Origin of the sequence: Crassaminicella indica (genome assembly GCF_019203185.1) — a bacterium.
Taxonomy (GTDB): domain Bacteria; phylum Bacillota; class Clostridia; order Peptostreptococcales; family Thermotaleaceae; genus Crassaminicella; species Crassaminicella indica.
In genome coordinates, this window is the sequence record NZ_CP078093.1 from 2687941 (window position 1) to 2714122 (window position 26182).

Annotated in this window: 25 protein-coding genes; 10 read left to right on the forward strand and 15 right to left on the reverse strand. The window is 28.1% G+C overall.

Translation table 11 applies throughout. From position 1 onward, the window contains the following. Window positions 1–2 precede the first annotated feature (2 nt). From lepA to gpr, 4 genes are all read right to left on the reverse strand, one after another. A complete protein-coding gene (lepA, locus tag KVH43_RS12815) occupies window positions 3–1817 on the reverse strand; it encodes a translation elongation factor 4 (RefSeq protein ID WP_218282904.1) in 1815 nt (604 codons plus the stop codon). Window positions 1818–1939: 122 nt separating this feature from the next. Further along, the gene (locus tag KVH43_RS12820) at window positions 1940–2269 is read right to left on the reverse strand and encodes a hypothetical protein (RefSeq protein ID WP_218282905.1); all 330 of its coding nucleotides are present in this window, start codon (window positions 2267–2269) and stop codon (window positions 1940–1942) included. A 13-nt stretch (window positions 2270–2282) separates the two neighbouring features. Beyond that, window positions 2283–3515, reverse strand: coding sequence for a stage II sporulation protein P (gene spoIIP / locus KVH43_RS12825; RefSeq protein ID WP_255547859.1), 1233 nt, complete (start codon window positions 3513–3515; stop codon window positions 2283–2285). Window positions 3516–3615: 100 nt separating this feature from the next. After that, window positions 3616–4590, reverse strand: a complete 975-nt coding sequence (gene gpr / locus KVH43_RS12830; RefSeq protein WP_218282907.1) for a GPR endopeptidase — start codon at window positions 4588–4590, stop codon at window positions 3616–3618. Between the two features lie 231 nt (window positions 4591–4821). On the opposite strand from gpr, the gene rpsT reads away from it, so the two are divergent. Further along, complete coding sequence (rpsT, locus tag KVH43_RS12835) at window positions 4822–5085, forward strand: 30S ribosomal protein S20 (protein WP_218282908.1); 264 nt, start codon at window positions 4822–4824, stop codon at window positions 5083–5085. An 81-nt stretch (window positions 5086–5166) separates the two neighbouring features. Here the strand turns inward: rpsT and holA are convergent, their stop codons facing one another. The 9 genes from holA to KVH43_RS12880 all read right to left on the reverse strand — a co-directional run bounded on the left by holA (window position 5167) and on the right by KVH43_RS12880 (window position 15675). Next, entirely contained in the window at window positions 5167–6198 is a 1032-nt protein-coding gene (gene holA, locus KVH43_RS12840) for a DNA polymerase III subunit delta (RefSeq protein WP_218282909.1), read from the reverse strand. A 15-nt stretch (window positions 6199–6213) separates the two neighbouring features. After that, a complete protein-coding gene (locus KVH43_RS12845; RefSeq protein WP_218282910.1) occupies window positions 6214–8550 on the reverse strand; it encodes a DNA internalization-related competence protein ComEC/Rec2 in 2337 nt (778 codons plus the stop codon). A gap of 116 nt (window positions 8551–8666) precedes the next feature. Continuing rightward, window positions 8667–9203: an ECF transporter S component gene (locus KVH43_RS12850; protein ID WP_218282911.1), complete on the reverse strand. Its 537-nt coding sequence runs from the start codon at window positions 9201–9203 to the stop codon at window positions 8667–8669. Between the two features lie 389 nt (window positions 9204–9592). Further along, entirely contained in the window at window positions 9593–9742 is a 150-nt protein-coding gene (locus KVH43_RS12855; RefSeq protein ID WP_218282912.1) for a hypothetical protein, read from the reverse strand. A 124-nt stretch (window positions 9743–9866) separates the two neighbouring features. Beyond that, window positions 9867–11129: a tetratricopeptide repeat protein gene (locus KVH43_RS12860; RefSeq protein ID WP_218282913.1), complete on the reverse strand. Its 1263-nt coding sequence runs from the start codon at window positions 11127–11129 to the stop codon at window positions 9867–9869. Between the two features lie 116 nt (window positions 11130–11245). Beyond that, complete coding sequence (locus KVH43_RS12865) at window positions 11246–13384, reverse strand: Eco57I restriction-modification methylase domain-containing protein (protein ID WP_218282914.1); 2139 nt, start codon at window positions 13382–13384, stop codon at window positions 11246–11248. An 80-nt stretch (window positions 13385–13464) separates the two neighbouring features. Beyond that, window positions 13465–14073 carry a hypothetical protein gene (locus tag KVH43_RS12870; protein WP_218282915.1) on the reverse strand — a complete coding sequence of 203 codons (609 nt, stop codon included), beginning with the start codon at window positions 14071–14073 and terminating at the stop codon, window positions 13465–13467. A 118-nt stretch (window positions 14074–14191) separates the two neighbouring features. Beyond that, window positions 14192–14626: a hypothetical protein gene (locus tag KVH43_RS12875; RefSeq protein WP_218282916.1), complete on the reverse strand. Its 435-nt coding sequence runs from the start codon at window positions 14624–14626 to the stop codon at window positions 14192–14194. 119 nt (window positions 14627–14745) lie between these two features. Then, window positions 14746–15675 carry a hypothetical protein gene (locus tag KVH43_RS12880; protein WP_218282917.1) on the reverse strand — a complete coding sequence of 310 codons (930 nt, stop codon included), beginning with the start codon at window positions 15673–15675 and terminating at the stop codon, window positions 14746–14748. Between the two features lie 248 nt (window positions 15676–15923). On the opposite strand from KVH43_RS12880, the gene KVH43_RS12885 reads away from it, so the two are divergent. After that, on the forward strand, window positions 15924–16919 hold the full coding sequence (locus KVH43_RS12885; protein ID WP_218282918.1) for a hypothetical protein: 996 nt from the start codon (window positions 15924–15926) through the stop codon (window positions 16917–16919). 96 nt (window positions 16920–17015) lie between these two features. Next, entirely contained in the window at window positions 17016–18218 is a 1203-nt protein-coding gene (locus KVH43_RS12890; protein ID WP_218282919.1) for an alanyl-tRNA editing protein, read from the forward strand. 210 nt (window positions 18219–18428) lie between these two features. On the opposite strand, the gene KVH43_RS12895 is transcribed toward KVH43_RS12890, so the two are convergent. Beyond that, complete coding sequence (locus KVH43_RS12895) at window positions 18429–19802, reverse strand: Na+/H+ antiporter NhaC family protein (protein WP_218282920.1); 1374 nt, start codon at window positions 19800–19802, stop codon at window positions 18429–18431. Window positions 19803–19978: 176 nt separating this feature from the next. On the opposite strand from KVH43_RS12895, the gene tnpB reads away from it, so the two are divergent. From tnpB to KVH43_RS12930, 7 genes are all read left to right on the forward strand, one after another. Next, window positions 19979–20239 carry an IS66 family insertion sequence element accessory protein TnpB gene (gene tnpB, locus KVH43_RS12900; protein ID WP_218284175.1) on the forward strand — a complete coding sequence of 87 codons (261 nt, stop codon included), beginning with the start codon at window positions 19979–19981 and terminating at the stop codon, window positions 20237–20239. A 140-nt stretch (window positions 20240–20379) separates the two neighbouring features. Continuing rightward, window positions 20380–20844: an IS66 family transposase gene (locus KVH43_RS12905; RefSeq protein WP_218282921.1), complete on the forward strand. Its 465-nt coding sequence runs from the start codon at window positions 20380–20382 to the stop codon at window positions 20842–20844. Beyond that, on the forward strand, window positions 20805–21638 hold the full coding sequence (tnpC, locus tag KVH43_RS12910) for an IS66 family transposase (protein WP_218282922.1): 834 nt from the start codon (window positions 20805–20807) through the stop codon (window positions 21636–21638). The genes KVH43_RS12905 and tnpC overlap by 40 nt, the downstream gene beginning before the upstream one ends. Before the next feature lie 462 nt (window positions 21639–22100). Next, on the forward strand, window positions 22101–22469 hold the full coding sequence (locus KVH43_RS13480; RefSeq protein WP_420829635.1) for a transposase: 369 nt from the start codon (window positions 22101–22103) through the stop codon (window positions 22467–22469). Window positions 22470–22815: 346 nt separating this feature from the next. Next, window positions 22816–24402 (forward strand): S41 family peptidase, encoded by a 1587-nt coding sequence (locus KVH43_RS12920; RefSeq protein ID WP_218282924.1) that lies wholly within the window; start codon window positions 22816–22818, stop codon window positions 24400–24402. Window positions 24403–24575: 173 nt separating this feature from the next. Next, a complete protein-coding gene (locus KVH43_RS12925) occupies window positions 24576–24734 on the forward strand; it encodes a helix-turn-helix domain-containing protein (RefSeq protein ID WP_255547861.1) in 159 nt (52 codons plus the stop codon). 9 nt (window positions 24735–24743) lie between these two features. Further along, a complete protein-coding gene (locus KVH43_RS12930; protein ID WP_218282926.1) occupies window positions 24744–25112 on the forward strand; it encodes a hypothetical protein in 369 nt (122 codons plus the stop codon). Between the two features lie 360 nt (window positions 25113–25472). Here the strand turns inward: KVH43_RS12930 and tnpA are convergent, their stop codons facing one another. After that, complete coding sequence (tnpA, locus tag KVH43_RS12935; protein WP_218282927.1) at window positions 25473–25799, reverse strand: IS66 family insertion sequence element accessory protein TnpA; 327 nt, start codon at window positions 25797–25799, stop codon at window positions 25473–25475. Window positions 25800–26182: the final 383 nt, after the last annotated feature.

Genomic DNA, 26182 nt, shown 5'->3' on the forward strand with positions numbered 1-26182 from the left:
GACTATCTTTTATCATCATATTTTAATACAGCCATGAAAGCTTCTTGTGGTACTTCTACTGACCCTAATTGTCTCATACGTTTTTTACCCTCTTTTTGTTTTTCTAAAAGCTTTTTCTTTCTAGATATATCTCCCCCATAGCATTTCGCTAATACATCTTTTCTCATAGCACTAATGGTTTCTCTCGCAATAACCTTTGTACCAACAGCTGCTTGTATTGGAATAGCAAACATATGGCGTGGAATTACTTCTTTTAATTTTTCGCAAACAACTCTACCTCTAGATTGGGCTTTACTCTCATGTACTATCATTGAAAATGCATCTACAACCTCTTTATTTAATAATATATCCAATTTTACAAGTTTTGATCTTTGATAACCTTTGAATTCATAGTCTAAGGACCCGTACCCTCTTGTTTTAGATTTTAAAGCATCAAAGAAATCATATATTACCTCATTTAATGGAAGTTCATAATGTAGTGACACTCTTTTGTCATCTATATATTCCATATGCTTCATAGTTCCTCTTCGATCTTGACATAACTCCATAATATTTCCAACATATTCATTAGGAACCATAATATTTGCATCTACAATAGGCTCTTCCATGAAAGCTATTTCCTGAGTTGGAGGTAAATTTGTTGGATTTTGAATCATCAAAACTTCCCCATCTGTTTTCGTGATTCTATATATAACACTTGGAGATGTAGTAATTAGATTCAAATCAAATTCTCTTTCTAGTCGCTCTTGAATAATCTCCATATGAAGCAGTCCTAAAAATCCACATCTAAAACCAAATCCTAATGCATTAGAAGTTTCAGGTTCAAATTCTAACGCAGCATCATTTACTTTTAATTTTTCCAATGCATCTCTCACATTTTCATATTTTTCTCCTTCTGCTGGATACACACCACAATATACCATTGGCACTACTTTTTTATAACCGGGTAGTGGTTCATCAGTAGGGTTTTGCGCACTGGTAACAGTATCACCCACTCTTGTGTCCGCTACATTTTTTATGCTTGCTGTTATATAACCAACATCTCCAGCTTTTAACTCATTCACACTCATAGGACCAGGAATAAATACACCTACTTCATTTACCTCAAATTTTTTACCAGTAGCCATCATAAGAATCTTATCTCCCGGTTTTACCGTTCCTTCCTTGATTCTTACATAAACGATAACACCCTTATAACTATCATAATAAGAATCAAATATTAACGCCTTTAAAGGACCCTTCTCATCTCCAACAGGAGACGGAACCTTTTTTACGATTGCTTCTAAAACTTGCTCAATATTTAATCCAGCTTTTGCTGAAACTAATGGTGCATCACTTGCATCAATACCAATAATATCTTCTATTTCTTGTTTTACTTCCTCTGGTCTAGCACTAGGCAAATCGATTTTATTAATAATAGGGATAATTTCTAGATTCTGTTCAAGTGCTAAATATACATTTGCTAAAGTTTGAGCCTCTACACCTTGAGCTGCATCTACTACTAAAATAGCACCTTCACAAGCAGCTAGACTTCTTGATACCTCATAGGTGAAATCCACATGTCCAGGTGTATCAATTAAATTAAGTATATATTCTTCACCATCTTTAGTTTTGTATATTAAACGTGTTGTTTGAAGCTTTATGGTTATTCCTCTTTCTCTTTCTAAATCCATACTATCCAGTATTTGAGCTTTCATTTCTCTTTGTGTAAGTAAGCCTGTTTTTTCTATCAATCTATCGGCAAGGGTAGATTTACCATGATCAATATGGGCAATAATACTAAAATTACGTATCTTTTGTTGACGATTACTGCTCATTCCTACTCCTCCTCTATACACTACGGTAATCTTTAACATTATATCATAATTCATTTTGCTCGTATAGAGTTCTGTTTTATAAAGATTCATAATAACAGCCGAGCTAATCACTCGGCTGATCCTTACCAATACTTACAAATCACATTTTTCTTTTCCTTTAATATTTCTATAAAAATTTCTACTTCACTTTTTATCGATTGATATACATGAATAATTTTTTGTTCATCTACATAAAATTTTTCTCCACAAAAACATATTTCATGTACTTGATTATTAAGCTTTTTATATCCAAAAACCTTTGGTTCCTCAATCATCATCATCATGCGAAAAGAATCATCTACCATTAAAATACCATTCATTAATATAAAAAAAACAAATAACACACAAATAAACTTTTTGCCACTTATTTTTTTTTTTATTCTTTCCGTTTTTTTTCTTTCTACTCTACTCATTTTTATCACCATATTATTTTTTTATATCATTAATGACCCTATCTAGTATTTCAGCTAAATATTTTGTTGTTCTAATAGCTTCATCTATATTATTAGCTGTATTTCCAATTTCTATAAGTGCATAATAATCAGAATTAAACTGATTAAATCGATAAGGCTTGGTGATAGTTTTTTTTGCTAATCCCGGATAAAGTTCATCACTTTTTGCTTTTATATATTTAGCAAATGTTAATAATTTTTCTGTATTTTTATTTTTTGTACCTACAACAATACTGTATCTTGCAACTTTTTGACCATTAATCACCACATAGCTGTTTTCTCTAGCAGTATTATTATTAGGTGCTGCATCTCTATGAATATCAAATATTATTTTCAATGAAGGGTTTTTATCCATATTTGATTTTAATGTTTCTAAAGCTCTTACATATGATTGTTGGTATGATGGATAATCATGGAGAGTATCGTTATGTATAACTTTATAGCCTTTTCTAACCAAATAAGATGTTAATTTATCTCCTACAGCTCTTACTGTGAACCTTCTTTTAAGAGAATGAAAATTCCCTATAGATTCTGGCATATATGATTCTGTTGCATGAGTATGATATATGAATATTACAGGCTTATTCATATTCAGCTCCACTTTGTTTGGCATATTTACAGGAGAACTTACAATAGGAATTTGTTTTGTATTTTTTTTGGGGGTACTTTCTACTTTCGCCTTCCTAGATGCTACAGCTAATTCTTGAACTTCTTTTGTTTTTTTAACTATCTCATTATTTTCTATCTCTTCTAAAGAATTATTTATATCATGATTCTTTGCTATGTTATTTTCCTGATCCTTTAGCAACATATAATCATCCATTTCTGCTAAATCATCATCTGCTTCTTTTAACATCGATATTTGTGCCTTAAATAGTGTTTTAGGATCTTCATAATCAAAATTCATTAATTTGCCTAAAACCATTTTAACAAATGTTTTATCTTGGCTATACCCATTTTCCTTTTTATAATTTACTTCTAAAGCAGGTATCGTTTTATTTAACATCTGTATAAATAAATCATCCTTTATATTTTCTTTTTCATGAGCTTGTACAAAATTTTGACCGTTTCTGACCCCATTTGCTTTAACAATCATTTCCTTAGTATCTAAAATCAACATACCGCATGCTAAAATACACATCATACAAGTTATAAAAACACCTATCCATCTATAATATCTTTTCATTTCAATTACCTTAACTTTCACCAATCTACGCACCCCTCTTTAGTTTCTTTTGTTATTAATAAATAAGAACAATATGCTTATATAAGATTATATGAGAGGTGTCATCAATATATGATTATTCTTACTGCAAATATCTATTCACATCTTTTAAATCAATTCCAGGATGCAACGCAATATTTAAAGCATTAGCAATAATTTGAGATATATTTCTTATAGTCATATCTATATCTTTTGTTGTAACGATTACATTTGCACCATAAGGTTCTAACACTTCTTTTATCAAACCATACTGATCTTCGTCATTCATTCCTTTTAGAATTTTATAAAATTCAGAATCCTTCGATGCTTGATTAGATAATTCATCCACTACTAATTTTATTGTGTCATTTGTTAAAGTTGCAGCATCAACAACAGTAGGAACACCAATCGCTAATACAGGTACCCCTAAAGTATTTTTGCTAAGTTCTTTTCTCTTATTACCAATCCCTGCCCCTGGATTTATTCCAGTAGTAGATATTTGTATAGTTGTATGTACTCTTTGCATTTTTCTCGATGCTAAAGCATCAATAGCAATAACAAGGTCTGGCTTTGTCTTTTCAACAACTCCTCGAATAATTTCTACTGTCTCAATCCCTGTAGTTCCCATTACTCCTGGAGATATAGCACTAACAGGTCTCATTGTAGGATCATCACTTTTTTTATAAGCTTCAAAAAAATGTCTTGTAACAAACACCTTTGATACAACTTGAGGTCCTAAAGCATCTGGTGTAATATCCCAGTTTCCTAATCCAACAATAAGTGTTTTAAAATTGTCCTTTTTAGGAACAAGATTTGATAATTCTTTTGCTAGAGCTTGGCTCAAACAATCTTTTAAATCTGCATCTGGATTTTTCATTCCTGATGCCTCAATAGTAATGTAACTGCCCTTTGGCTTTCCAATTATTTTGCTACCTTCTTCATTCAAAACTGTTACATTCGTAATAGTAGCAAATTCCTCTTCTCTTCTCTTCACTTCTACGCCTGGAATTTCTTTTTTTGTCTTTTCATGATACAGCTCTCTTACTTCTAAAGCCAAATCTGTACGAATTTTAAACATTTACGCCACCTCCTATTTTTATAGTTTTGACCATCTTTATAATTTTATGTATATCTTATAGATAATTTATTTTTTTTGAAGTTTATCAGATATCAGCATTCTTTATTTTCGAATATATGTATAAATTAAAGCCTTTATGGAAATAAAACAAATAGTAGTTTTTCCCTTGCTTTTTCATGATAATCATGATAGAATATCTTTTGTTGAATTGCTTATAAGGGGGTGAACAGGTTGGCAAACATTAAATCTGCTAAAAAGAGAATTAAAGTTATTGAAGTAAAAACAGCTAGAAACAGAAGAATAAAATCTGCTGTTAAAACTGCAATCAGAAGATTCGAAGAAGCTTTAGTAGCTGGTAATGTAGAAGAGGCAAAAGCTAAGTTCCAATTTGCTGAAAAGAAAATCATGCAGGCTGCTGCAAAAGGAACTTTCCACAAAAATGCTGCTTCTAGAAAGGTTGCTAAATTAGCTATGAAATTAAATAAAGCTATGTAATGAATCTTTCAACCGTCATTTATTCCCCATTAAGATAAAAAGCGTACTTTGTACGCTTTCCGCCATTTTTTGGACTTTTTATTATCCAAATTGAGTTATTAATAATTCTATCCCTAGTCTTTGGTCAATCTTCCCTTTCTTAATGCTTTCATCTGTATCCAAACAAGCCTGAAGAGCTTTTTTTAGCATTTTTTCATCAAAATTCATAGCCTGTTGCAAATATTTCTTTACAACAAACTGTCTAAGACCTAGTTTAGGAGCTATTGCCATTGGTGTATACCCTTGTTTTTCCATTAATTTTATTTGAAATAAATATCGGAATTGTCTTGTAATCATATACAATATCTTAATTTCTGATTCCCCTTCCATTAACATATCACTAAAAAGAGAAAGCGCTTTATCCGTATTTTTCCTTCCTATTGACTCTACAAGGCTAAAAATATTATTTTCTATAGATTTAGGTGCTAATAATTCAATATCACTACTTGTTACTACAATTCGATCCCCTAAAAAGCTACACAATTTATTGATTTCATTATCTAAATCTTTTAAATTTTTATTTGAATTTTTATCTAAATATCCAGTAATATCTAAGAAATAAGATATTTCCCTATCATTGATTTCTTTATTATACTTTTTAAAGCTTTTTAAAATCCATTTATGCATATCTCTCTCTGATAATTTCTCAAAAGCTACTATTTTTCCATACTTACTAATTGCTTTTATAATCTTTTTTCTTTTATCAATGTCTTGTGTTACTACAAAAAATAAATGTGTTGTAGCAGGTAAATTAGCAAAATATTTAGTCAATCTTTCTTCCTCTCCATCGCTAATGTTTTTTCTTTTTCCAAAAAAACATTCTAGATCTTTTACAAGAACCATTCTTCTCTCTGCCATAAAGGGAAGAGTTTCACAAGCATTAATGATTGTATTAACATCTGTTTCTTTCCCATCTATAAACTGATAATTAAGATCTTCAAATCCTTTATTTATTATTTTTTCTTTAATACTATTCAAAATATTTTCTATAAGATAATATTCTTGTCCATAAAATAAATACAAATTATTCAGTGCATCATTTTTTAAATCCTTTAAAACCTCTTTGTAATTCATAATAATACCTCCAAATTATTTTCTCCATTTATGCAACATTGTTTCAATTCTTATATTTTCTTCATCTAAAGTAACAATAACAGCACCATCTTCATCATTTCTAAATACTACTATATCATTTTCTTTTAATCGATCTAATACATCCTTATGGGGATGCCCATGTAGATTTTTTCCAACCTGTATCACAGCAAATTTTGGTTTTACAAAGCATAAAAAATCATTAGTAGTGGAACTATTGCTACCATGATGTGCTACCTTTAATAGATCTACAGAAAGATTTGGATAACTTTTTAAAATTTCCTCTTCCCCTTGAGCTTCAAGATCACCAGTAAATAAAATATTATTTCCATTATATTCCATTAATACAACTAAGGAATTATTATTTATTTCATCACCAGAAAACAAAATATGCTCTTCATCTGGATGAAGAATTTTCATACTGACATCCTTTTCAATTTTTATACTATCATTCTTTAAGCATTGAATAATTTTTGTTTTTTGCTTCCTGCATTTTTCCTTTAATTTTTCTAAATCTTCTGATTGAAAATAATCTGTCCCCATAATCAAAGATTTTACCCTTAAATGATCTAATACACAAATAAGTCCTCCTATATGATCTTTATGAATATGAGATAATATCATTAGATCAATTTTACCTACATGATTCTTCCTTAGAAAAGGCACTAAAATATCTTCACCAACATCTATTTTTTTCTGATAACTTCCTCCACCATCTATTAAAATATTTTTTTTCATAGGTGTCCTAATAAGAATACAATCTCCTTGTCCAACATCTACAAAAGTAATTTCCATTTTATTAGGCATTAAATAAAAAACAACGTTTATGATAACATATAATCCAACCACTAAAATCAATCCTTGTTTTTTGCTTATGTAATATCTCTGAATTTTTTTATCTTCTACAATCCACACCAAAAAGAAAATATAATAAAAAAATATAAAAAAGCAACTTGGCGAAATTACTTCTATACTAGAAAAAGGCATAGATTCTATAAAGGTTGATAAAGCAATCATAATCTTTATTAAAATAGACACAATATATCCAAAAACAGACGCTATAGAGATGTTTACAAATCCAAATATAATACTTACAAGCCCTACTGGTACAATAAAGCCTACAATCATTACAATAGGTATATTTATAATAAATGCACCTAAAGATATATAATTAAAGTGATATGCAACAATAGGAATAACCCCTATTTGTGCAGCCATAGATACAGATAATATTGTTCTAATAGCTTTAGGTAAAATTCTTAGTTTTTTAAAAATTGATTTATATAAAAGTATAATACCTAAAACTGCTGTAAAAGAAAGTTGAAAGCCTATATCTAATAAATATAAAGGATTTATCATCAAAAATATTAACCCTGCACTAGCAACAGCACATAAGGAATCATATCTTCTATCAAAAAGTGGTGCTAAAATCAATATAAAAGTCATGCTTGCAGCTCGTAAAACTGAAGGAGCACATCCAGTTATAATAACATAAAAACTAACAATAGCCAATATGCTAAATATCTTTATAGGCAGAGGAAACCTTTTTAATAATTTATTAATATACATATAAATAATCCCTACATGTAACCCTGATACTGCTAATATATGTGCAATTCCTACTTTTTTAAAAACTTTATATAAATTTGTATCCAATTTTTCTTTATCCCCTAAAAGAATTCCTAAAAAAACCCCTCCTTCTCTTTTAGAAAAAATATGATCTATTATACATACAACTTTATCTTTTATACAATTTGCTATTTTAATTATAAAAAAAATATCACCTTCTCCAATAACCTCTACGCTTTTAGCATTTTCATATAAAATCCCATATATATTTTTGCTCTTTAAATATATATTGTAATCAAACATTTTAGGGTTTCGTCTTTTTTGAGGTTCTAAAAGCATACCATTCATACCAATTCTTTTTCCTGTTACAGCTTGAAGCTCTTCATTTTCTCCTTTAAGTTTTACAAGGAGCTTGATAGAAGGTCTATACTTTTTCCCATCAACAACAATTTCTTCTACCTTTAGGATCATGCACATACGTTCTTTATAGACAACATCTATTACATCTCCCATAACATATACTTTTTTTCCAAATAATTGTTTTAATTCCCCATCATATTCATTGTTTACCTTGAAGTTTAAAATCCCTAATAATAGTATAATAGAAAATAAAATAATAGCAGATCTCTGCTTATGTATACAAATTCCAGCCACAATCATTATAAAAAAAATATACAATATCGCATCATAAGACATAGCAAACATATATTCCAACAATATCCCTAAAATATAAAATGCTGTAATCATCAAAATAGGTCTTCTCACTTATACTATACCTCTCTTTTAATGCTTCTATATTATCCTTCAATTACATATTTTTCCCTTTTTTATAAAAAATAAAATATTTACTAAAAAACACCTCCATTTACTGGAAGTGTTTTTTATCTATAGTTTTCTTTTAGTTTTTGAAATAATTTTATTTTATCAAAAGCAATTATCAATGGTGCTGCTAATACCCCGCCACCTATTGCTTGAGTAATATTACCAATAATACCTAATACCGCTGTAGCAAAACCATAAAGTACAGTTTCATAAGCTAAATATCCTGCAACCATCACAGCTCCTCCTGCTAGTACTGAAAAAACAAATACAATTATTTTTTTTGAAATGCTAGTATCTTTTGTTACTATTTTATTATAAATATATCCTAAAACTAAAGCATCCAACCCTTTTATCACAAGAGTAGCTGGAGCATAAATATAATATCCTGAGAAAACATCTGCAAAAAGAGATCCTATTCCTGCAGCAAGACTTCCCGCTACTGGACCTAATAAAATACCGCTAAGATACACCATACTATCACCAATATGAATGTACCCCTTCGTTGGAGTTGGTACTTGTATAAGCATTGTCCCTACCAATACCAAAGCTGCCATTAATCCAGTAATAGTCAATTGTCTTACTTTCATTTTATTCATTGTATCGTTCCCCCTTCTAATTATACCCATATGTATCATTGCTATTTCATTATAACAATAAATTGTATCTATGTAAATATCAAATTTTATAGTTATTGTATCGATACGCTTTGATATTTTTCTAATTTTCTAAAAAACACAGATTATTTCGTAACGTAAGTCCTATAAACTGCATACTATATAGTAAGAAAAAGGACAAGAGATTAAAACATAGAAAAATTTAAAAAAGAAGGAGGTTTTATAAGTGGGTTGCTATGGTGGTTGTGATAGTAGTTTATTATTCTTCTTCTTACTTCTTGTAGTATTATTCTGCTGTCCATATTTCTATGGATGTGGATGCTAAAATATAAAGAGTTGGGAATTTTTCCCGATTCTTTATACATAATTTCTTACTTTTTTATTTTGTCTATATCTTTTCTATAATAACTAAACAAACGTGATGGTAATTTCCCTTTATCAATATTCAATTCCTTTCCCATTTCATTCTTCATTTTATTAAACGCTTCCCTTACCTTAGGGTTTATAGGTATTTTATCCATAAACAAATCATCTCCATTTATTTTTTCATCATTATTTTTTGCAGATCTAATCATTCAATACAGGAAATATAAGGTTAATTTTTTATACAAAAAATAAGTCAACAGCATTCACTATTGACTTAATTTAAAGGGCAGAATATTTTTTCTTTAGCTCTACAATAGCATCCCAAATAGGCTGATAATTAGGAAGTAGCTTCCTAGCCCTATATAAATGCCACCTAGCTTTTTCTAAATTACCTGTATAAAGATATATTAAACCTAAATTATGGTGTCCATATCCATTTTGAGGATATAATGCAACAACCTTTTTTGCATAATATTTAGCTTGATCATATTGTTTTAAATCTTCCCCATATATTTTAGATAGATTTAATAAAACAATAGAATCCTCTTTATTATACCTTAAAAATCTTTCATAATAATATATTGCTTTTTCATATTCACATATTTGATGATAGCATATACCAAGACTATAATAAATATCTTGTTTTGCTTCCAAAACATCTTCATCATTCATATCAAGTGTCTTTTGATAACAAATAATCGCCGCTGTATCTTTTCCAATCTGACAAAAAATATCCCCCATAAATTTCCAATATCTTGAGACATCTGGATATTTTTTTATACGGTCTTCTAAAAACGATAATGCCCTATCAAAATACTCGCAATTTACATATGCAATAAGTAAATTATTTATCAAATATTCATCATCTGGCTCAATCATAAGACCACGTTTACATACCTCTATAGCTTCCTCCTCTAATCCATTTAACAGTAAAAAATTACTCATATTCAAATAAGCTTCTGATGAACGTGGCTGTAAACTAGCTTGCACTTTTAGGCATTTAATGCTTTTATGCAATTCTCCTTTTGTTTCATAATAATAAGCTATATCTTCAAAAACATAATATCTTTTATATTTTTTTAGAAAGAAGGGATTATTTCTATATATACACATAAAAGCAGCCCTTGCAATGTCTACTCTACCATCTTCTAAATGACTTTTTCCTTCTTTCAAAAAAATCTTCCAAGCATCTGAAGAATATCCTTCCTTCAACAAATTATACTTTTGTATCCACATCTTTTCCATTGCTCTTTGCGACATCAATTTCTGAGGAAAAAACAAATGCTCTTCCCTCCAAAATAATGGGATTTCTTTGTCAATTCTTCGTTTTATTGTATCACTCTCTTGTGAATCTTTTAATTCTATTCTTATCCAATATCCAGGTATTTTTTTATATTTGTTATGAAAAGAAATATCCTTTACACCAAAAATAGATGCATCCTGCATATTTTTATGATAAATTTTTTCTTCTACTTTAAAAATTCTTTTCATATAATCATTTCTTAATTTTTCTGTAGGAAAAAAAATACTAACTCCATCCAAGCATATAGCCTCCTTTCACTATAAGGGACTATATCATACACATGTTTTACACCTTTAGCCCTTGTTGATTTCAATACATAATATTCTAACCTTTTTATTTGGTGATTAAATATACGTTATTTCCCTACATTTCTTTTGTATAAATTTTCTATAACTTCTATTTCTTCACTTGTTAATTCGTATAAATCATAAAATATTTTGTCTATTTTTTCTTGAGCTGTATGATTTTCTCCAAACTGCACCATTTCTTTGACTATAGACCTAATTTTTTCAGAAATACACTGATTAAAAGTATAAATTATTGGTAAATTCTTCAAAGGAGTTGCATACAATTCTAAATAATCTCCCTTTCTTTTTCCTCGATTATATAACCAAAAATACATAATCTTTGAATTCAAAAGTCCTAACAGCATATAAAAATCTATATTCTTTTCTTTCGATGTAATAAAATATACATCTGCACTAGCATACCAAGAAGAACAATTCAAAGCAAATTTATTTTCTTTTGCTCTATGAGGAGCAACAATCTTCATATTTTCAAATATTTCTTGATTTCTAGGCCACTGTAGTGCATACCACTGTCTTATACCTCGAATCGTTTCTCTTCTTCCCTCTAAAACCTCCTTATATCTTGATAAATGCTGTAATACCTTTTTTTCTATCTTCGTTTTATCATTAATATATAATACATATTTTGATGAATAACTCTTTACACAATACCTCTGAATATCACTATTTTTATACATTGGCTTCAGATAATGCAAACCTAAAAATCCCAGTTCACTTGCTTCATCATGAGATAAAACAAATATCCCCTGATTCATTATTATATTCCTTTTTTTAGTAATTTCAAAGGGGATTTTTTTCTGTACCATATCTTTTGTTACTTTATCTGCTCCACTAACAATCCCTTGATTTACATTACATACATCTTTCAATATACACTGTCGACGATTATATAATTTTTTCAATATACTATCATATTCGTAGTCTTCTTGAATTAAAATATGTCCATTCCTATCATATAATTTTTCTTGATTGGATATTTCATACTCATATACTTTTTCTTCTGCTTTTTTATTCCCACAAAGCAATTGATACATATCTTTAGGATCAATATTTTTTTCCTTAACATACTTTACACAAACAGATTGATGCTTATGCTTATCATTTGCTATAAAAAATATAATATTATGCTGTCCCTTAGCAGCTTTGAAAATTTCATAATCATTAAAATTTATAATATCAATAAAAGAACAATGATTTTTAAAAAAATCCCGAAGTTTTACTGCACCATCTGCCGTTACAAAATAATTGGTTGTAATATAAGCTAATATTCCTTTTTCCTTTAAAATTTCTAATGCTTTATAAATAAAAAAATAAAAATAATCCATTTTACCTTCATAATATTTTTTCCCAAAAGGAGTATTTTTGATCCCATCAAATAAATCTTTATTTCCCTTTTCTCCTAAATATGGAGGATTTCCTATTACAATATCAAATTCCTTTTCTTTTCCAAATAAATTCTCATCTATCAAACTATCTGCCTTAGTAATATTAATAATATGTGGATACCCCTTTTGCTGCTGTCCACAAACTAGATCATACAAAGCCATTTTCCCAACTATTGTTGGCTCCCTTTGTATATCTATTCCAAACAAATTGTTCTCCACAATATTTTTTCTTATGAAAAAATCCTCTTCTTTTCTGCCTAATACTCTATAAATATTTTTTTTATATTCATATATTTTTCTAAAAGCACCAATCAAAAACAATCCTGTTCCACAGGATATATCAATCATTCTTATTTCATCAAATGCTTTCAAAATTTTTAAAAGTTCCTTTTTATCTAGTGAATTGTTTTCAAAAAAATATTTCTTTAAATATTCTTCGGAAAATCCAGTTTCTCTTGATAAATAAATTTCTAAAGCTCTTTGTACCATATAATCGATAATATAGTATGGTGTATAAAAGCTACCTGTCTTTTCTCGACGATTTAATGACAAATAATTATCATATATCTGACTAAATACAGCAAAATCAAAATCTTCTAAATTTAGATTCTCATTTAGTTCAAATTGATCTTTTATATCTTCTCTTATAAAAACACCTATATTTTTTAGAGCTTCCATTCCATATTTCTTTAAAAATATCACTTTGCAAATTTCTAATATAAAATCTGAATCTTTAATATTAATTTGTTCTGTATTCCTTACAATTGCATCAAAAAATTTCTTCCACTTCAAATTCTGCATCACATCTCCACCTAAATAAAGTCATATGGGTATCACATATACCTTTTAATTATCAATAAAAAACTTTAATCTTTATTTTTTTACTCAGTTATATACTTTATCCTATTATCTAATTCTAAATATATAATATCATATTTGTCAAAAACCTTTTTTAAAGAGCTTCTTCTCATTTGACCCACAATAAAATACTTTTTTAAATATTCATTGGCTCTTGTTAAGCTCTTTTCATCATTATATACTACACTCAATTTTTTTTCTAACAAAACATCTCTCATTGTCTTCATTTCTTCTAAAAATAAATAATGATTTTCTATCATATAATAATTAGTTTTAACATTTGCTAATTTGATCATCATATCATCGATTGCTGCAATATTTTCTTGCAGTAACTCTTTATTATCTTGATAAATACTTTGGTTCTTTAAATCTATGGTTTCATTTACTAATGTATAAAACTGTTCCTCTATGAATTGTATACTTTTTAAATAGGTAAATATTTGTTTTTTTTGTTTTATATAAAAAAAACTTTTTACAATGCTATTTTTCATAATGAGGTCTTGTTGTGTTAAATAAACAAATGATGTAGTAATAAAAATCATTAGTATACTCAAAATAATAAATTTCTGTCCTAAGCTATTTTTTCTAGCTTTTTCTTGTGAAGGTACTTGTTTGTTTTTAAATAAATTCATTTTCTCACCTTCTATTTTCATAATATTTTATATTATTTCTATACATTTTCATAGATTCCTTCACAAGCTTTTTAATTTAAATCAAAAAATAACGCGAAAGCACCGCGTTATTTTTAAATCAATTTGTTTTTTTTAAATACATACCATCTCCAACCTTTTTAACCCCATCAATTTCTTGAATCAATTGATCCACAATTAAATCCATATCTTTATACTTTATGTTAACGCCCTTTTTCTTTAAATATTTCATAATCGTAACCAAACGAATAGGATAATCACAAGGATTTTTAAAATAAGGATGCTTTTCAATCTTTTTTTTGATACTGTTTTTATCAATATCAAAAATACGAATTACATTTTCACAATCCTTATTTCTTTCTAGCTCACTAATCAAATAGTCAATTTTATGAATCGGCTTATTGTAATCCTTTAAAAGCTTTTTTAAATCCTTTAGAAATTTTAATTCGTTGTCTACAAAATTATCACAAGTATCCAAGTATAAAGGTATATCTTCATTGCACGAATCTACCAAATCTGACAATGATATTTGCATAAGAGTTTTTTATCCCCCTTCAAGATAAGTGTTTATTCACTATTAATTACATACTATTGTATATATTTTATGCTTTACTGTCAATTTTATTAATTTATTATATTGCTTCATTTTTCTTTTTAAAGAATATCCTCTAATCCTACAACTTCATCTTTATAATGTTTTGCTAAATCTCCTAAAATTGATTCAATTATTTTCTTCACTTTGATTCGATCTTTTTCAGAATTGCACTCTAATTCTATTCTATTTTTCTCTAATACTATTTCCGCCAATATTCCCTCTTTATCAAAAAATTTAAAATAATAACTTCCATCGTCTTCAAAATCAAGCTGAATTTCTTTATGCTTTTGTAATATTTCTTTAATAGTTTTTAAATCATCAATCAAGTATATACTTTGCAAAACATTATATTCATCTTTATCATCTGTTTCCTTTGTTACATCTGTAATAACATCTACATATTTTTGAAGTAAAAGACTATTTTTCTTCAAAAATTCCTGCCATGTAGCATATCGATTCTTTCCTTTGTATTCTTCATACTTTAAAAGTATATGTTTTTCTATCGCATTTTTAAAAATGGCTGGTATGTATATACTATTGCCAACAAATTTTGATCTATTTTTTATTTCTATCATTCTTCCAAGTATCAAATCTTTACATTGTGCTTTGTGAAATTTTTCTAAGTTTACAAAAACATCTATCTTTGTAAAAATATCTCTCAATAAACCTCTATCTTCATTTAACTCTTTTATTTCATATATGCTTAGATAAGAATTTATTTTTCTTTGAATCAATTCACTTTCTTTTTGAGATAATTGACCTTTCATCCTTTCATGATATTTTTCGATAAATGTATTTCCATCTTTCATGATATAGTCATATATTAACCAAGAATTAAAATCTATCATCATTTTATCATTAGTTCCTTCTTCGCCAATACTCCTATCAAAATATGCTTTTGCCTCTTCAATATCCTTTCTAAATTCATCATCCAGTAAAAATTTTAAAATATTTTCTTCTATGATCATTTCTAAATTTTCATAATTCATATGCGTCTCTCCTTTATAACTACTCTAATCATTTCAATTTAAATATTATATACCTATTTTACCCTAATAGCTACTAATAGATGAAATTTTTTCGACTCCTTAAATAATATAACTCTTACTACATATTATTCAGCCTGTCTATATTAGTGTTTTGATACAAATTTAATAGTTGTATTTTTTGTTTTTTATCTCAAGCAAATACAAATATTTCATTTAAAAGGGACATATACTTAATCGAGGTGATATAAATGGTAAAAAAACTTTTTACAATTTTGCTTATTATCCTTTTATTATCTACAGCCTTTATATTCAATGAATTTTTTAATAACAATCAATACATTACCACTTTCAAAACATATGTAATTCCTAACTTAAAAATATCAAATAAGCTTTTAGAAAATTATTATAGTACTAATACAACACTACATAAAAAAGCCTCTGAAGCTATTCTCCTAACCACACTAAAAAATTTAAAATACAACCAATGGATTGAATATGCAGATTATATTGATTTAATCCTATATAAGTCTAATGTACTCCCTTACAATAAAGATGAACTAATCGTTGTACTAAATCTATCAAAGGACTCCTCTGTCATAGCTATATATTCCCATGTAAACAACGAATACATATTTACAAATAAAATTGAGAATGTATTACCTGTTCAAAATATTAAATTTCTACCTGTTCCTGAATTAGGATATAATATGCTAATCACCGATCAATTATTAGATGAACGATTGGGAGCATTTTTTTTAGAAGAGTTCATAGAAATTTTTGTTTATCGTGATGATCATTTCAAAAGCGTTTTTAAAAAAGCAAAATATAAAGAAGAAATCTATAATGCAGAATGGGTCGACCCAAAAGCATCTTCAGAGAAATGGATAAAAATTATCGAAGCCAATAATATTACATTTAATCAAAAACCAAAATTGAATATATCCGTTTCTATTAATCAAAAAAAATTTGAAACCATCAAAAAAACCTTCCCTGCAAAAGGAGATTTTAAACTTACTGAAGAAATTGTCACACAAGAAAATTATTACTGGAGTCCAAAATATCAGATGTTTGTAATGAATGAAGGAATAATCAAAAATTCAACAACAGCTATCGCAATTATTGATGATACAAATCATTGGCTAGAATCTTTCTTAGGTTTTCCATCAAACAACTACAAAATTCTCACAGAGAACGGAAAAGTATTTTACTTACATAAACAATTTGTATCTATAAAAAGTAAATAGCTATAGGGGCAAAAGCCCTATTTTTTTTGCAGGATTTTATCTCTTCATATAGAAGATAATAGTTATTCACAATACAATCCGAAAGGAATGAGATTATTGACAAAAAAATTATTCTACGACAATATATATCAAAAAGAGTTTACTGCAAATATTGCTTCAGTAAAAGAAATAGATGGAAAATTTCATATTGAATTAAACCAAACTGCCTTTTATCCAGAAGGAGGCGGTCAACCATGCGATAAAGGAACTATAGAAGGTCTTGAAGTATCTTATGTATATGAAAAAAACAACAAAATTTATCATATAATAGACAGAGAGCCTCCTAAGCTTCATCTTTTAAAATGTGCAATTAACTGGGAAAGACGTTTTGATCATATGCAGCAGCATTTAGGACAACATATTTTATCTGCTTGCTTTCATAAACTATTTGATGCAAAAACAGTTGGATTTCATTTAGGAAATGAATTTGTAACAATTGACATCACATTAAACAATATATCTCCTGTTCAAATTGAAAAAGTTGAGTACTTTGCTAATCAAGTAGTATTTAACAATCTTCACGTAAAACAATTATATCCAACAGCTTCAAAGCTTTCTGAACTTCCTCTCAGGAAGCCTCCTAAAGTTAAAGAAAATATTCGCATTATAGAAATAGACCAGTTTGATTTTTCTCCTTGTTGTGGAACCCATTCATCACATACAGGAGAAGTAGGAGTTATTAAAATTAGAAAATGGGAAAAAATACGAGGAAATATTCGTATAGAATTTGTGTGTGGTAATCGTGCCCTTAAAGATTTTTACTGGAAAAATGATACTATAAATAAAATATCTAAGCTATTATCCGTAAAGGACATAGATGCATTGAGCGGTGTAGAAAGAATATTTTCTCAATATAATTCACAGAAAAAAGAGATTAGGAAATTAAAAGAACAACTATTAGACTATGAAGCATCCACCTTTTATCAAAGTGCCTATATAGTAAATAATATTAAAATTATTAACAATATCTTTGATAACAGAAATTTTGAAGATATAAGAAACTTAGCAGCAAAAATTGTCTCAAAACCTGATGTAATTGTTTTATTCGGTTTAAAAAATGAAAAAGCCCAAATGATATTAAGCTGTTCTAAGGAAATAGATATTAATATGACAAAAGTATTTAAAGAAGTATGTCCTATCATTAATGGACGAGGTGGAGGAAATGCACATACAGCACAAGGTGGTGGCGATCAAACATCAAAGCTTGAAGAAGCATTAAAAACAGCTCAAGATATTATCATTCATCAATATTTAGTATAAAAAAGAAAAGTGTCCAAAGACACTTTTCTTTTTTTCTACCCTATATATGCTTGGAAAATGATCTTACTCACATTTATTAATTATATATAAAGAATGAATATACTGCAATAGTATTTTAAAATTTTTTTTATTATTTTCGACATCTTTCATCATATAGGACAAATACATACTCAATCCTTTTATTTTTCAATAATTTTTACTTTTCTAAAGTTAAAAATTCCCAAATTCCTCTTTTTTATTCACAAATAAGTAACCAAATAAAATAGTTATCACAGGAGAAACATAACATAATACAGTATATAATCCATACGCTGTTGCTCCTACACCTGTTATAACTGTAATAATAATTGAATTTACATTCCAGGGAATCAAAGGTGCTATAGTTGTCCCTGTATCTGCTATACTTCTAGCAAGAATCGTTTTCTTTATTTTAAATTCTTCATATTTAGCTTTTAAAAACTTTCCTGGCAAAAGAATTCCTATTGTTTGATCACAAGCAACTGTTGTTAAAACAATACTTAATATAGAAGTTCTTGCAATCAAAGCTCCTTTTGTTTTTATATTTGATGCCATTTTATCTATCATTGGAGCAATTGTATTCGTACCTTCAAATATACTGCTTAAAGCAACAGCACCTATAATAATAAAAATCACCTCAATCATTGGAAGAATTCCTCCACCCCTCAAAATCCCATCTAATTCCTCTATTCCTGTCCGCGCATGATATCCAAATAATATAGCATGCATCAATTCCTTTATCTGGATTCCTTGAAAAAATATACTAATACATATCCCACCTAATAAACCAAAAGTCATATTCGGAATAACCTTTACACCTACAACAGCTAAAATAATCATCGTAATAGGGAACAACAATAATGCTGGTGAAATAGTAAAAGTATTAAAAATATTCCTTTGATAAGCTTTTAATGTTGAAACATCTACCTCTCCTGTAAAACTTTTTCCTAAAATATAATAAATAATAGCACTAACTATGAGAGTAGGAATCAATGTGGCTAACATATTTTTAAAAAAATCTTTATAATTTATATCTATTGTTTTAATAGTAAGATTAACCAATGCACTAATAGGAGATATTTTATCAGCAATAAAAGCACCTGAAATAATAGCTCCTAAAAGGATAGGCTCTGGTATTGATAACCCTTTTCCTATTCCAAGTAGAGCAATTCCTATCGTACTAATAGTTCCAAAAGCTGTTCCCATAGCAAATGATATCACTACCATAATCATAAAACATGCAAGTAAATAATTCATATGTACAATATAATCAAATCCATAATAAATCATAGTAGGTACAGTTCCTGAAGCAATCCAAACAGATATAATTGATCCCATAAGGAGTACAATGATATATACTGAAAAACATTCTTTTATACCTTTTAAAATCATCTTAATTAAAGCAGTAAAAGAAAAACCATTTCTCATAAATACAATTATAGAAAAAAATACACCTATAAAAAATCCATAAAACAAAGGTATACTCTTTATGATACAAGCTGCAATAGCGCCCATACTTACAGCAAATATGATATAAATGTGCTTAAATGATCGATTATTTTTCATAGCTCCTCCTAAATTATTCATTTATTTCTTTATATTGTAAATTATACACTAAAAATATAAAAAACCATTGAAAAATTTCAGTGGTTTGTCTTTTTTAAATATAAAATAAGCGAGCGTAGCTTAATATTTTATGAGAATAATCATTCAAAAAAGAATTAAAAGATAGAGATGATAGTATCGGGGCTACTGATCTTAGGAAAAGTATTGATGGATTAAGTATCATTGTTCAAACTCAGTTTCAGCTAGATCCTTTTGAAAAGGCACTATTTGTTTTTTGTAATAGACAGATGAATAAGCTTAAAATACTACATTTTGATGATGGATTTTGGTTATACTACCATAGCTTAGAAAGAAATAAGTTTAAATGGCCTATTTCAAAAGAAGAAGGCCTTAAAGTTACAGTAGAAGAATTAAGATGGCTGCTTAAAGGATACTAAGTAAGAACTGTTTCAAAATTCAAACCAATCAAAGGGAAAAATCACTTCTAAAAGATACCACAAAATCAAATCGAAGGTTAAAAATTCAATGATTTTGTGGTATAATTACTTGAATTTTAATAGAAAATGAGGGTAAAAACATGAGTGATTTATTCAACAAAAATCAGTTAGATGAAAAAACTAAAGAGCTGATTTCAAAAATGGAAAAAGAAATTGCTAATCTAAAAAATGAGTTATTCTACTTTAAAAATCAAATTTTAAATAAAAATAGAAAAATATTCGGCTCTTCTAGTGAGCAAACAAGCTCAATGCAAATATCCATCTTTGATGAAGCTGAAAAATTCAGCAATTTAAAAATAGAAGAACCAACAATTGAAGAAATCACTTACAAGAAAAATAAGCCCTCTAAAAATATAGGCAAAAAAGATAATTTAGCGAATTTAGAAAAAGTAGTGCTTGAACATAAATTAGATGAAAATGAACAAGTCTGCGAAAAATGCTCATCAAATTTAGTAGTTATAGGAAAGAAATCAAAAGAGATTCTGAAAATAATTCCAGCAAAAATATGTGGCTTTATAAATCTCCAAGTAAAAAAGCCCCAATAGTCCTTTATGACTATCAAAAGACAAGGTCAGGTTCTTACCCTAAGAACTTTTTAAAAGGTTTTGCTGGGGTTATTCAAACAGATGGTTATACATGTTATAATCAGATTGAAAATGTAAAAAGGATATATTGTCTAGTTCACATAAGAAGAAAATTTCATGAAATCATAGTAAATCTAAATGAAGAAGCCCTCAAAGAATCACGAGCATTAATAGGGTTTAATTCTTGTGCCAAGCTTTATGAAATCGAAAAAAAGCTTAGAGAAGAGCATAGTGAAAAAGAAGATTACTATGATATACGTTATAAAACAAGACTTGAAAAATCTAAGCCAATAATAGAAGAATTTATGGATTATGTAGATAAAGAAATAAAAGATGCAGTGCCTAGAAGCCCACTAGGAAAAGCGCTAGAATACACAAAGAAGCTTTTACCAAATTTCCTTATCTTTTTAGAAAATGGAACACTTGAAATAGATAATAATGGAGCTGAAAGATCCATAAAGCCATTTGTAATGGGTCGTAAAAACTGTCTCTTTTCAGCATCATCAAAAGGAGCAGCTTCAAGTGCACCGCTTTATAGTATTATAGAAACAGCAAAGCTTAATCACCTAGCAGTAGAAAAATATCTACTATACTTGATGGATGAATTATCAAAGCTTCAAAACAAAGATAAATCATCTTTATTGAAACTTCTTCCTTGGGCCAGTGAACTCCCAAAAGAACTAAAAATTGAACTAAAAAAAATCAATCCAGTAAGAGATAATTCTCCTACTGGATTAAATTTTATCAGGTATTAAATTTATTTTCCATGCATCTATTTTGGGGTGGATACCAAAAATTGGATCGATTGTCAATCAGGGAAAATAGTTTAGCAAAATACAAAGAAAAGACAAGAATTAATAAGCAAAGCAGGAAATGACTACGAGCCATCATTTTTCAGGTAATTCTGTTGTTGGTAGCAAACAATAATGAATTTAAAGAAATATACAATTATTACACCACAAGAAAACAGAATTCACTAAAAAACTTTATTTCTGCAAAAATAAAATCGTAATTGGTAGTACTTCCAAAAATAGATATGGCATAATTCCTTAATCTGTGTTAAATAAAAGTTACCACACAAATATATAACAGGGGGTTAAGAACTTATGCCATATACAACTACTAATATTTTAAAACCAAACTAAGAAATTTACAACTATATTGAAGATGTAAATTATGGTATGATTAAACCATAAATCAATCATTTAAGCAACTTGATGTATGGTCTAGTGGCTGTACATAACAATAAGTCAATCTCTTCAATTTCTAAGGCTATCTTATCAGATAAAGATAGTAGCTGTATTTATAAGTTTTTAAGCAAGTCAAAGTGGGATGGTAAGATTCTAAACAGAAATCGAACAGCAAATTTGAATCTTTTTTTAGAGCAACATACCAAATCTAATTCCGTAGGATTTCTAATAATTGATGATACTGTTAATTCCAAGCCAGAAGCTAAGAAGATAGAAAGATTAGACTATCACTTTTCTCATGCAGAAGGCAAGAATATTTGGTTCCACTATGTAGTTACTTCTAATTTTGTTGTAAGAGATATTAAATATCGCTCAAGAATTTGTGAGAAATTTTAAAACACCATCCCATTGTAAAAAAATATATCCCTTTACAGATTCATGGTATAGCAATCAAGGGATAATTTATGAAAGTCTTAATCATTTTATTAGTGCTGTAAAAGGCAATAGAATTATAGTACCTAAAGGAATAAAACTTCAGTTTTCTAAATTCACAGAATATCTAGACCTCTCTACTTTAGATGTTGTGACCATCAAAGATAAGGAATATAGGAGATACGTTTATCAAAGTCCTGTAGCAAAATAATGGAGTTCTTAAAAGCTTTTTAAAGGAATATGAAAAATGGAGATTAAGAGAGTAAATAAAAGATATTTTAATATTATATAGAGAGGGAGTCGAATATATATGAAATTAACAAAAAAAACAATTATTTTAGGGCTTATTAGTATAACAATTATTTTTAGTATAGCATATATCTTAAATAATCTAAAATTTATTTCTACCACTGAGCAATCAACTGATAGTAAAAAGATAAAAAACACAAAATATACACTCAATGATCTTCCAAAAGATATTATTAAACATATTAAGTCCAATAGAATCACTAGTGATTTATCTAAAGAAGAGATGAAAGAAAATTTTAAAAAATGTTTATATAAATATACTAGCTTAGATGAAGGATTAGATAAGATTCCTAAGAATGATCAAATTAAAGGAAATCCTTCAGACTCCTTATTAACTCAACAGAATATGCTTAAATATGAAGAATGTGTGGAAGATATAAACTATCTTTTTACAAATCTAAAGTATGGATATCCTGGATATGAATATTTTGGTGGAGATGACAGATTTAATAAATCAAAAAGTAAAATCTTAAAAGAAATAAACCAATTTAAAGATGAAAATGAAAGAATAGAGACAATTCAATTCAATTTAATTGTTATTAGGAATTTAAAATTCATTAAGGATGGACATTTTATAGTAAATTATATGCCTCTTACTAATACTACATATACATTTATGAATATAAATAATTCTATTTTAAAAGATCGTGATAATTACTATATAAAAGATAACAACAAAATGTACTCCATAGTATCTATTGAAGAAAAAGATCCATCCTATTATATAAAGCCATCTCTTGATGATGATGGAAAAATTATATATAAAATTGTGTATTTAAAAGATGTTATAAATTCTGCATTATACATTAATATGGTTCTTAATGATGAAGAATCAGAAATTCTAAAGAAAGTGAAACTTAAAAGGGTAATTCCCCCCTCAAAGAAAATAAAATTGAAAAACTATATATTTAAAAAAATTCAAGGTATACCAATATTTAAAGTTACTTCTTTTGGAAAAGAATTAAAATCATTTCAAGAGGACGGTTTGAGATATTCAGATGAGAATATTGCCATATTAGATTTAAGAGGTAATAAAGGAGGTGCAATCTTTGATGGTTGTAAATGGATTTCGAACTTTACTAATAATAAGGTAGATTCTTTTAAACTTATTAAGTCTGCATTACTTACTAAAGTTTGTAAAAAGCGAATATCTGATAACTTTACTACAAATAACAACCTGAAAAAAGTAGACCTAAAGGATTTTTATGCTGGTATTGATTCCTCTAATTTAGTTGGTTGGTCAAAAATAAGGATTCCTGAATTAGGATACTTGAAAAATGATAAGATTATTATTGTTCTCTTTGACAAAAATACTGCATCAGCTAGTGAAAACATGATTAGTACGTTAAGTAAAATGGATAACACCATTTTCATAGGAATGAATTCAGCTGGTGCATTAAATATACCTGGTCTAGGGATTAACATTCTTCCAAATTCTAAGTTAACAGTTCAATTTGGATCTTTCATATTAATGGAACCAGACTTTGTTTGGAGAGATGGCATTGGATATTTCCCTGATTTTTGGGTTGAATCTGATGATGCTTTAGATAAAGCCATTAGGTTTATAAATAATTATATAAAGAAATAATTAAATGATAATAGAATAGTGATACTGGGCAGCTCCGTTTTTTCTGAAAAAAGTTATCAAACCTTACTTTAGTGTTTTGTCTAAAATAATACTAGTCCACTGTAACATTTAATTTCTAGTCCACTGAATCTACTTCTAAAATCCTGTCTATAATCTTGAATAATATCATATTGATGTATATAAGAGATCGCAAATCTCAAAGACAAATAAGTAAAGAAACTGGTATATCTAGAGACACCCTAAGAAAATACATCAGAAAATATGAAAACAAATTAATAGAACTAGGAAAAATCAACAAAGGAGATGATATGAATAAGGTGGACCTTATATGAGATATAATTTTGCCTCCCAAGTATAAAACTGGCCCAAGAACTAAAAAAGCTATGACAGATGAAGTTATAGAAAGAATTAAATATTACTTAAAAGAGAATGAAAATAAAAGGTTAATGGGATTATCTAAGCAACAGAAGAAAAAAGTTGATATACATCAAGCCTTATTAGCCGAAGGCTTTGGAATTAGCTATACTAGTGTTGTAAATACTATAAATAATATTGAAAAAGTAGCCAAAGAAGCCTTTATTAAGCAAGAATATTCTAAAGGTGATGCTGCGGAATTTGATTGGGAAACTGTGAAATTATACACCGAAGGTAGTGTTTTAAGAGAATATCAAATGGCCATATTTACATCTGCCTACGGCAATTATAGATAGGCTAGATTATTCCCTAAACAAAATACATATTGCTTTTCAGAAGCTCACGTTTTATTCTTTGACCATATTCAAGGTGCTTACAGAACTGTAGTATACGAGTTTATGAGATTTTATAATGAACGTAGAATTCATTCTAGTATTAATGATATGTCTCCAAAAGAATTTTATGAAGCAAGTCAGAAAAACAAAATAAAAACTAAGGAAATACACTTATAACAAAGGTATTTTAAGAATGAAAGAGCTAATAGTACTTATTGTTCAAAAATAAGGGGTTGATCCGAATGATACTTAATCCATCAATACTTTTCCTAAGATCAGTAGCCCCACAAGCTAAGTATACTGTATCTATTTTATTTATATTTAACATGTCTTCATAATCGCTTCCAAAACGGATGATATTGAAGCCTTGTCATTATTTTGAATATATATTTTGGCTTTTCCTATCTCAATTTTAATACTATTTGTTGGATACGATGTAGATGTAGTAGATACGTTTTTAGAAGTTTTTTCTTTAAGGTTGACAGCATGAAATACCTGATGATCTTTCTTTTTGATATTTTTTCTTCTGTAATATAGTTGATGGATGCTAATGTTATTTTTTTTGCAAAAAGACCTAATAGTTCCTTTATGTAAAGAAAATCTATTTAAAATATCTTCCCTGTCAATAGCTGGTGATTCTTCTTTCATAACAGGTAACTCCTCCTATATCTCCTATATAATAGATTTTGTTATCTGTTATTCTAGCAAAGTAAGATACAAACTACTAGGCAGAAAATCTTTGACGGTTACGAATAATGTTTAAAACAAGAAGCAGCAAATCTAAGAGCTAAAATATATGAGGAGTTTTAATTAATATGCATCCATAAATTCTTTTCTCAAACTATATACACTACATAATAGACATATAAACAAAGATGAATCTCTTGATTTTACAGGAACTCATCTTTGTTAGTTAAGATAATCCGACAAAACTCACCGCTAAGACAATATATGGGGATAATTATTGAATTTTTTTCACATTAATTATTTATCAGCGAAGATGTCATCAAGGGCTAAGTAATTTCCAATAT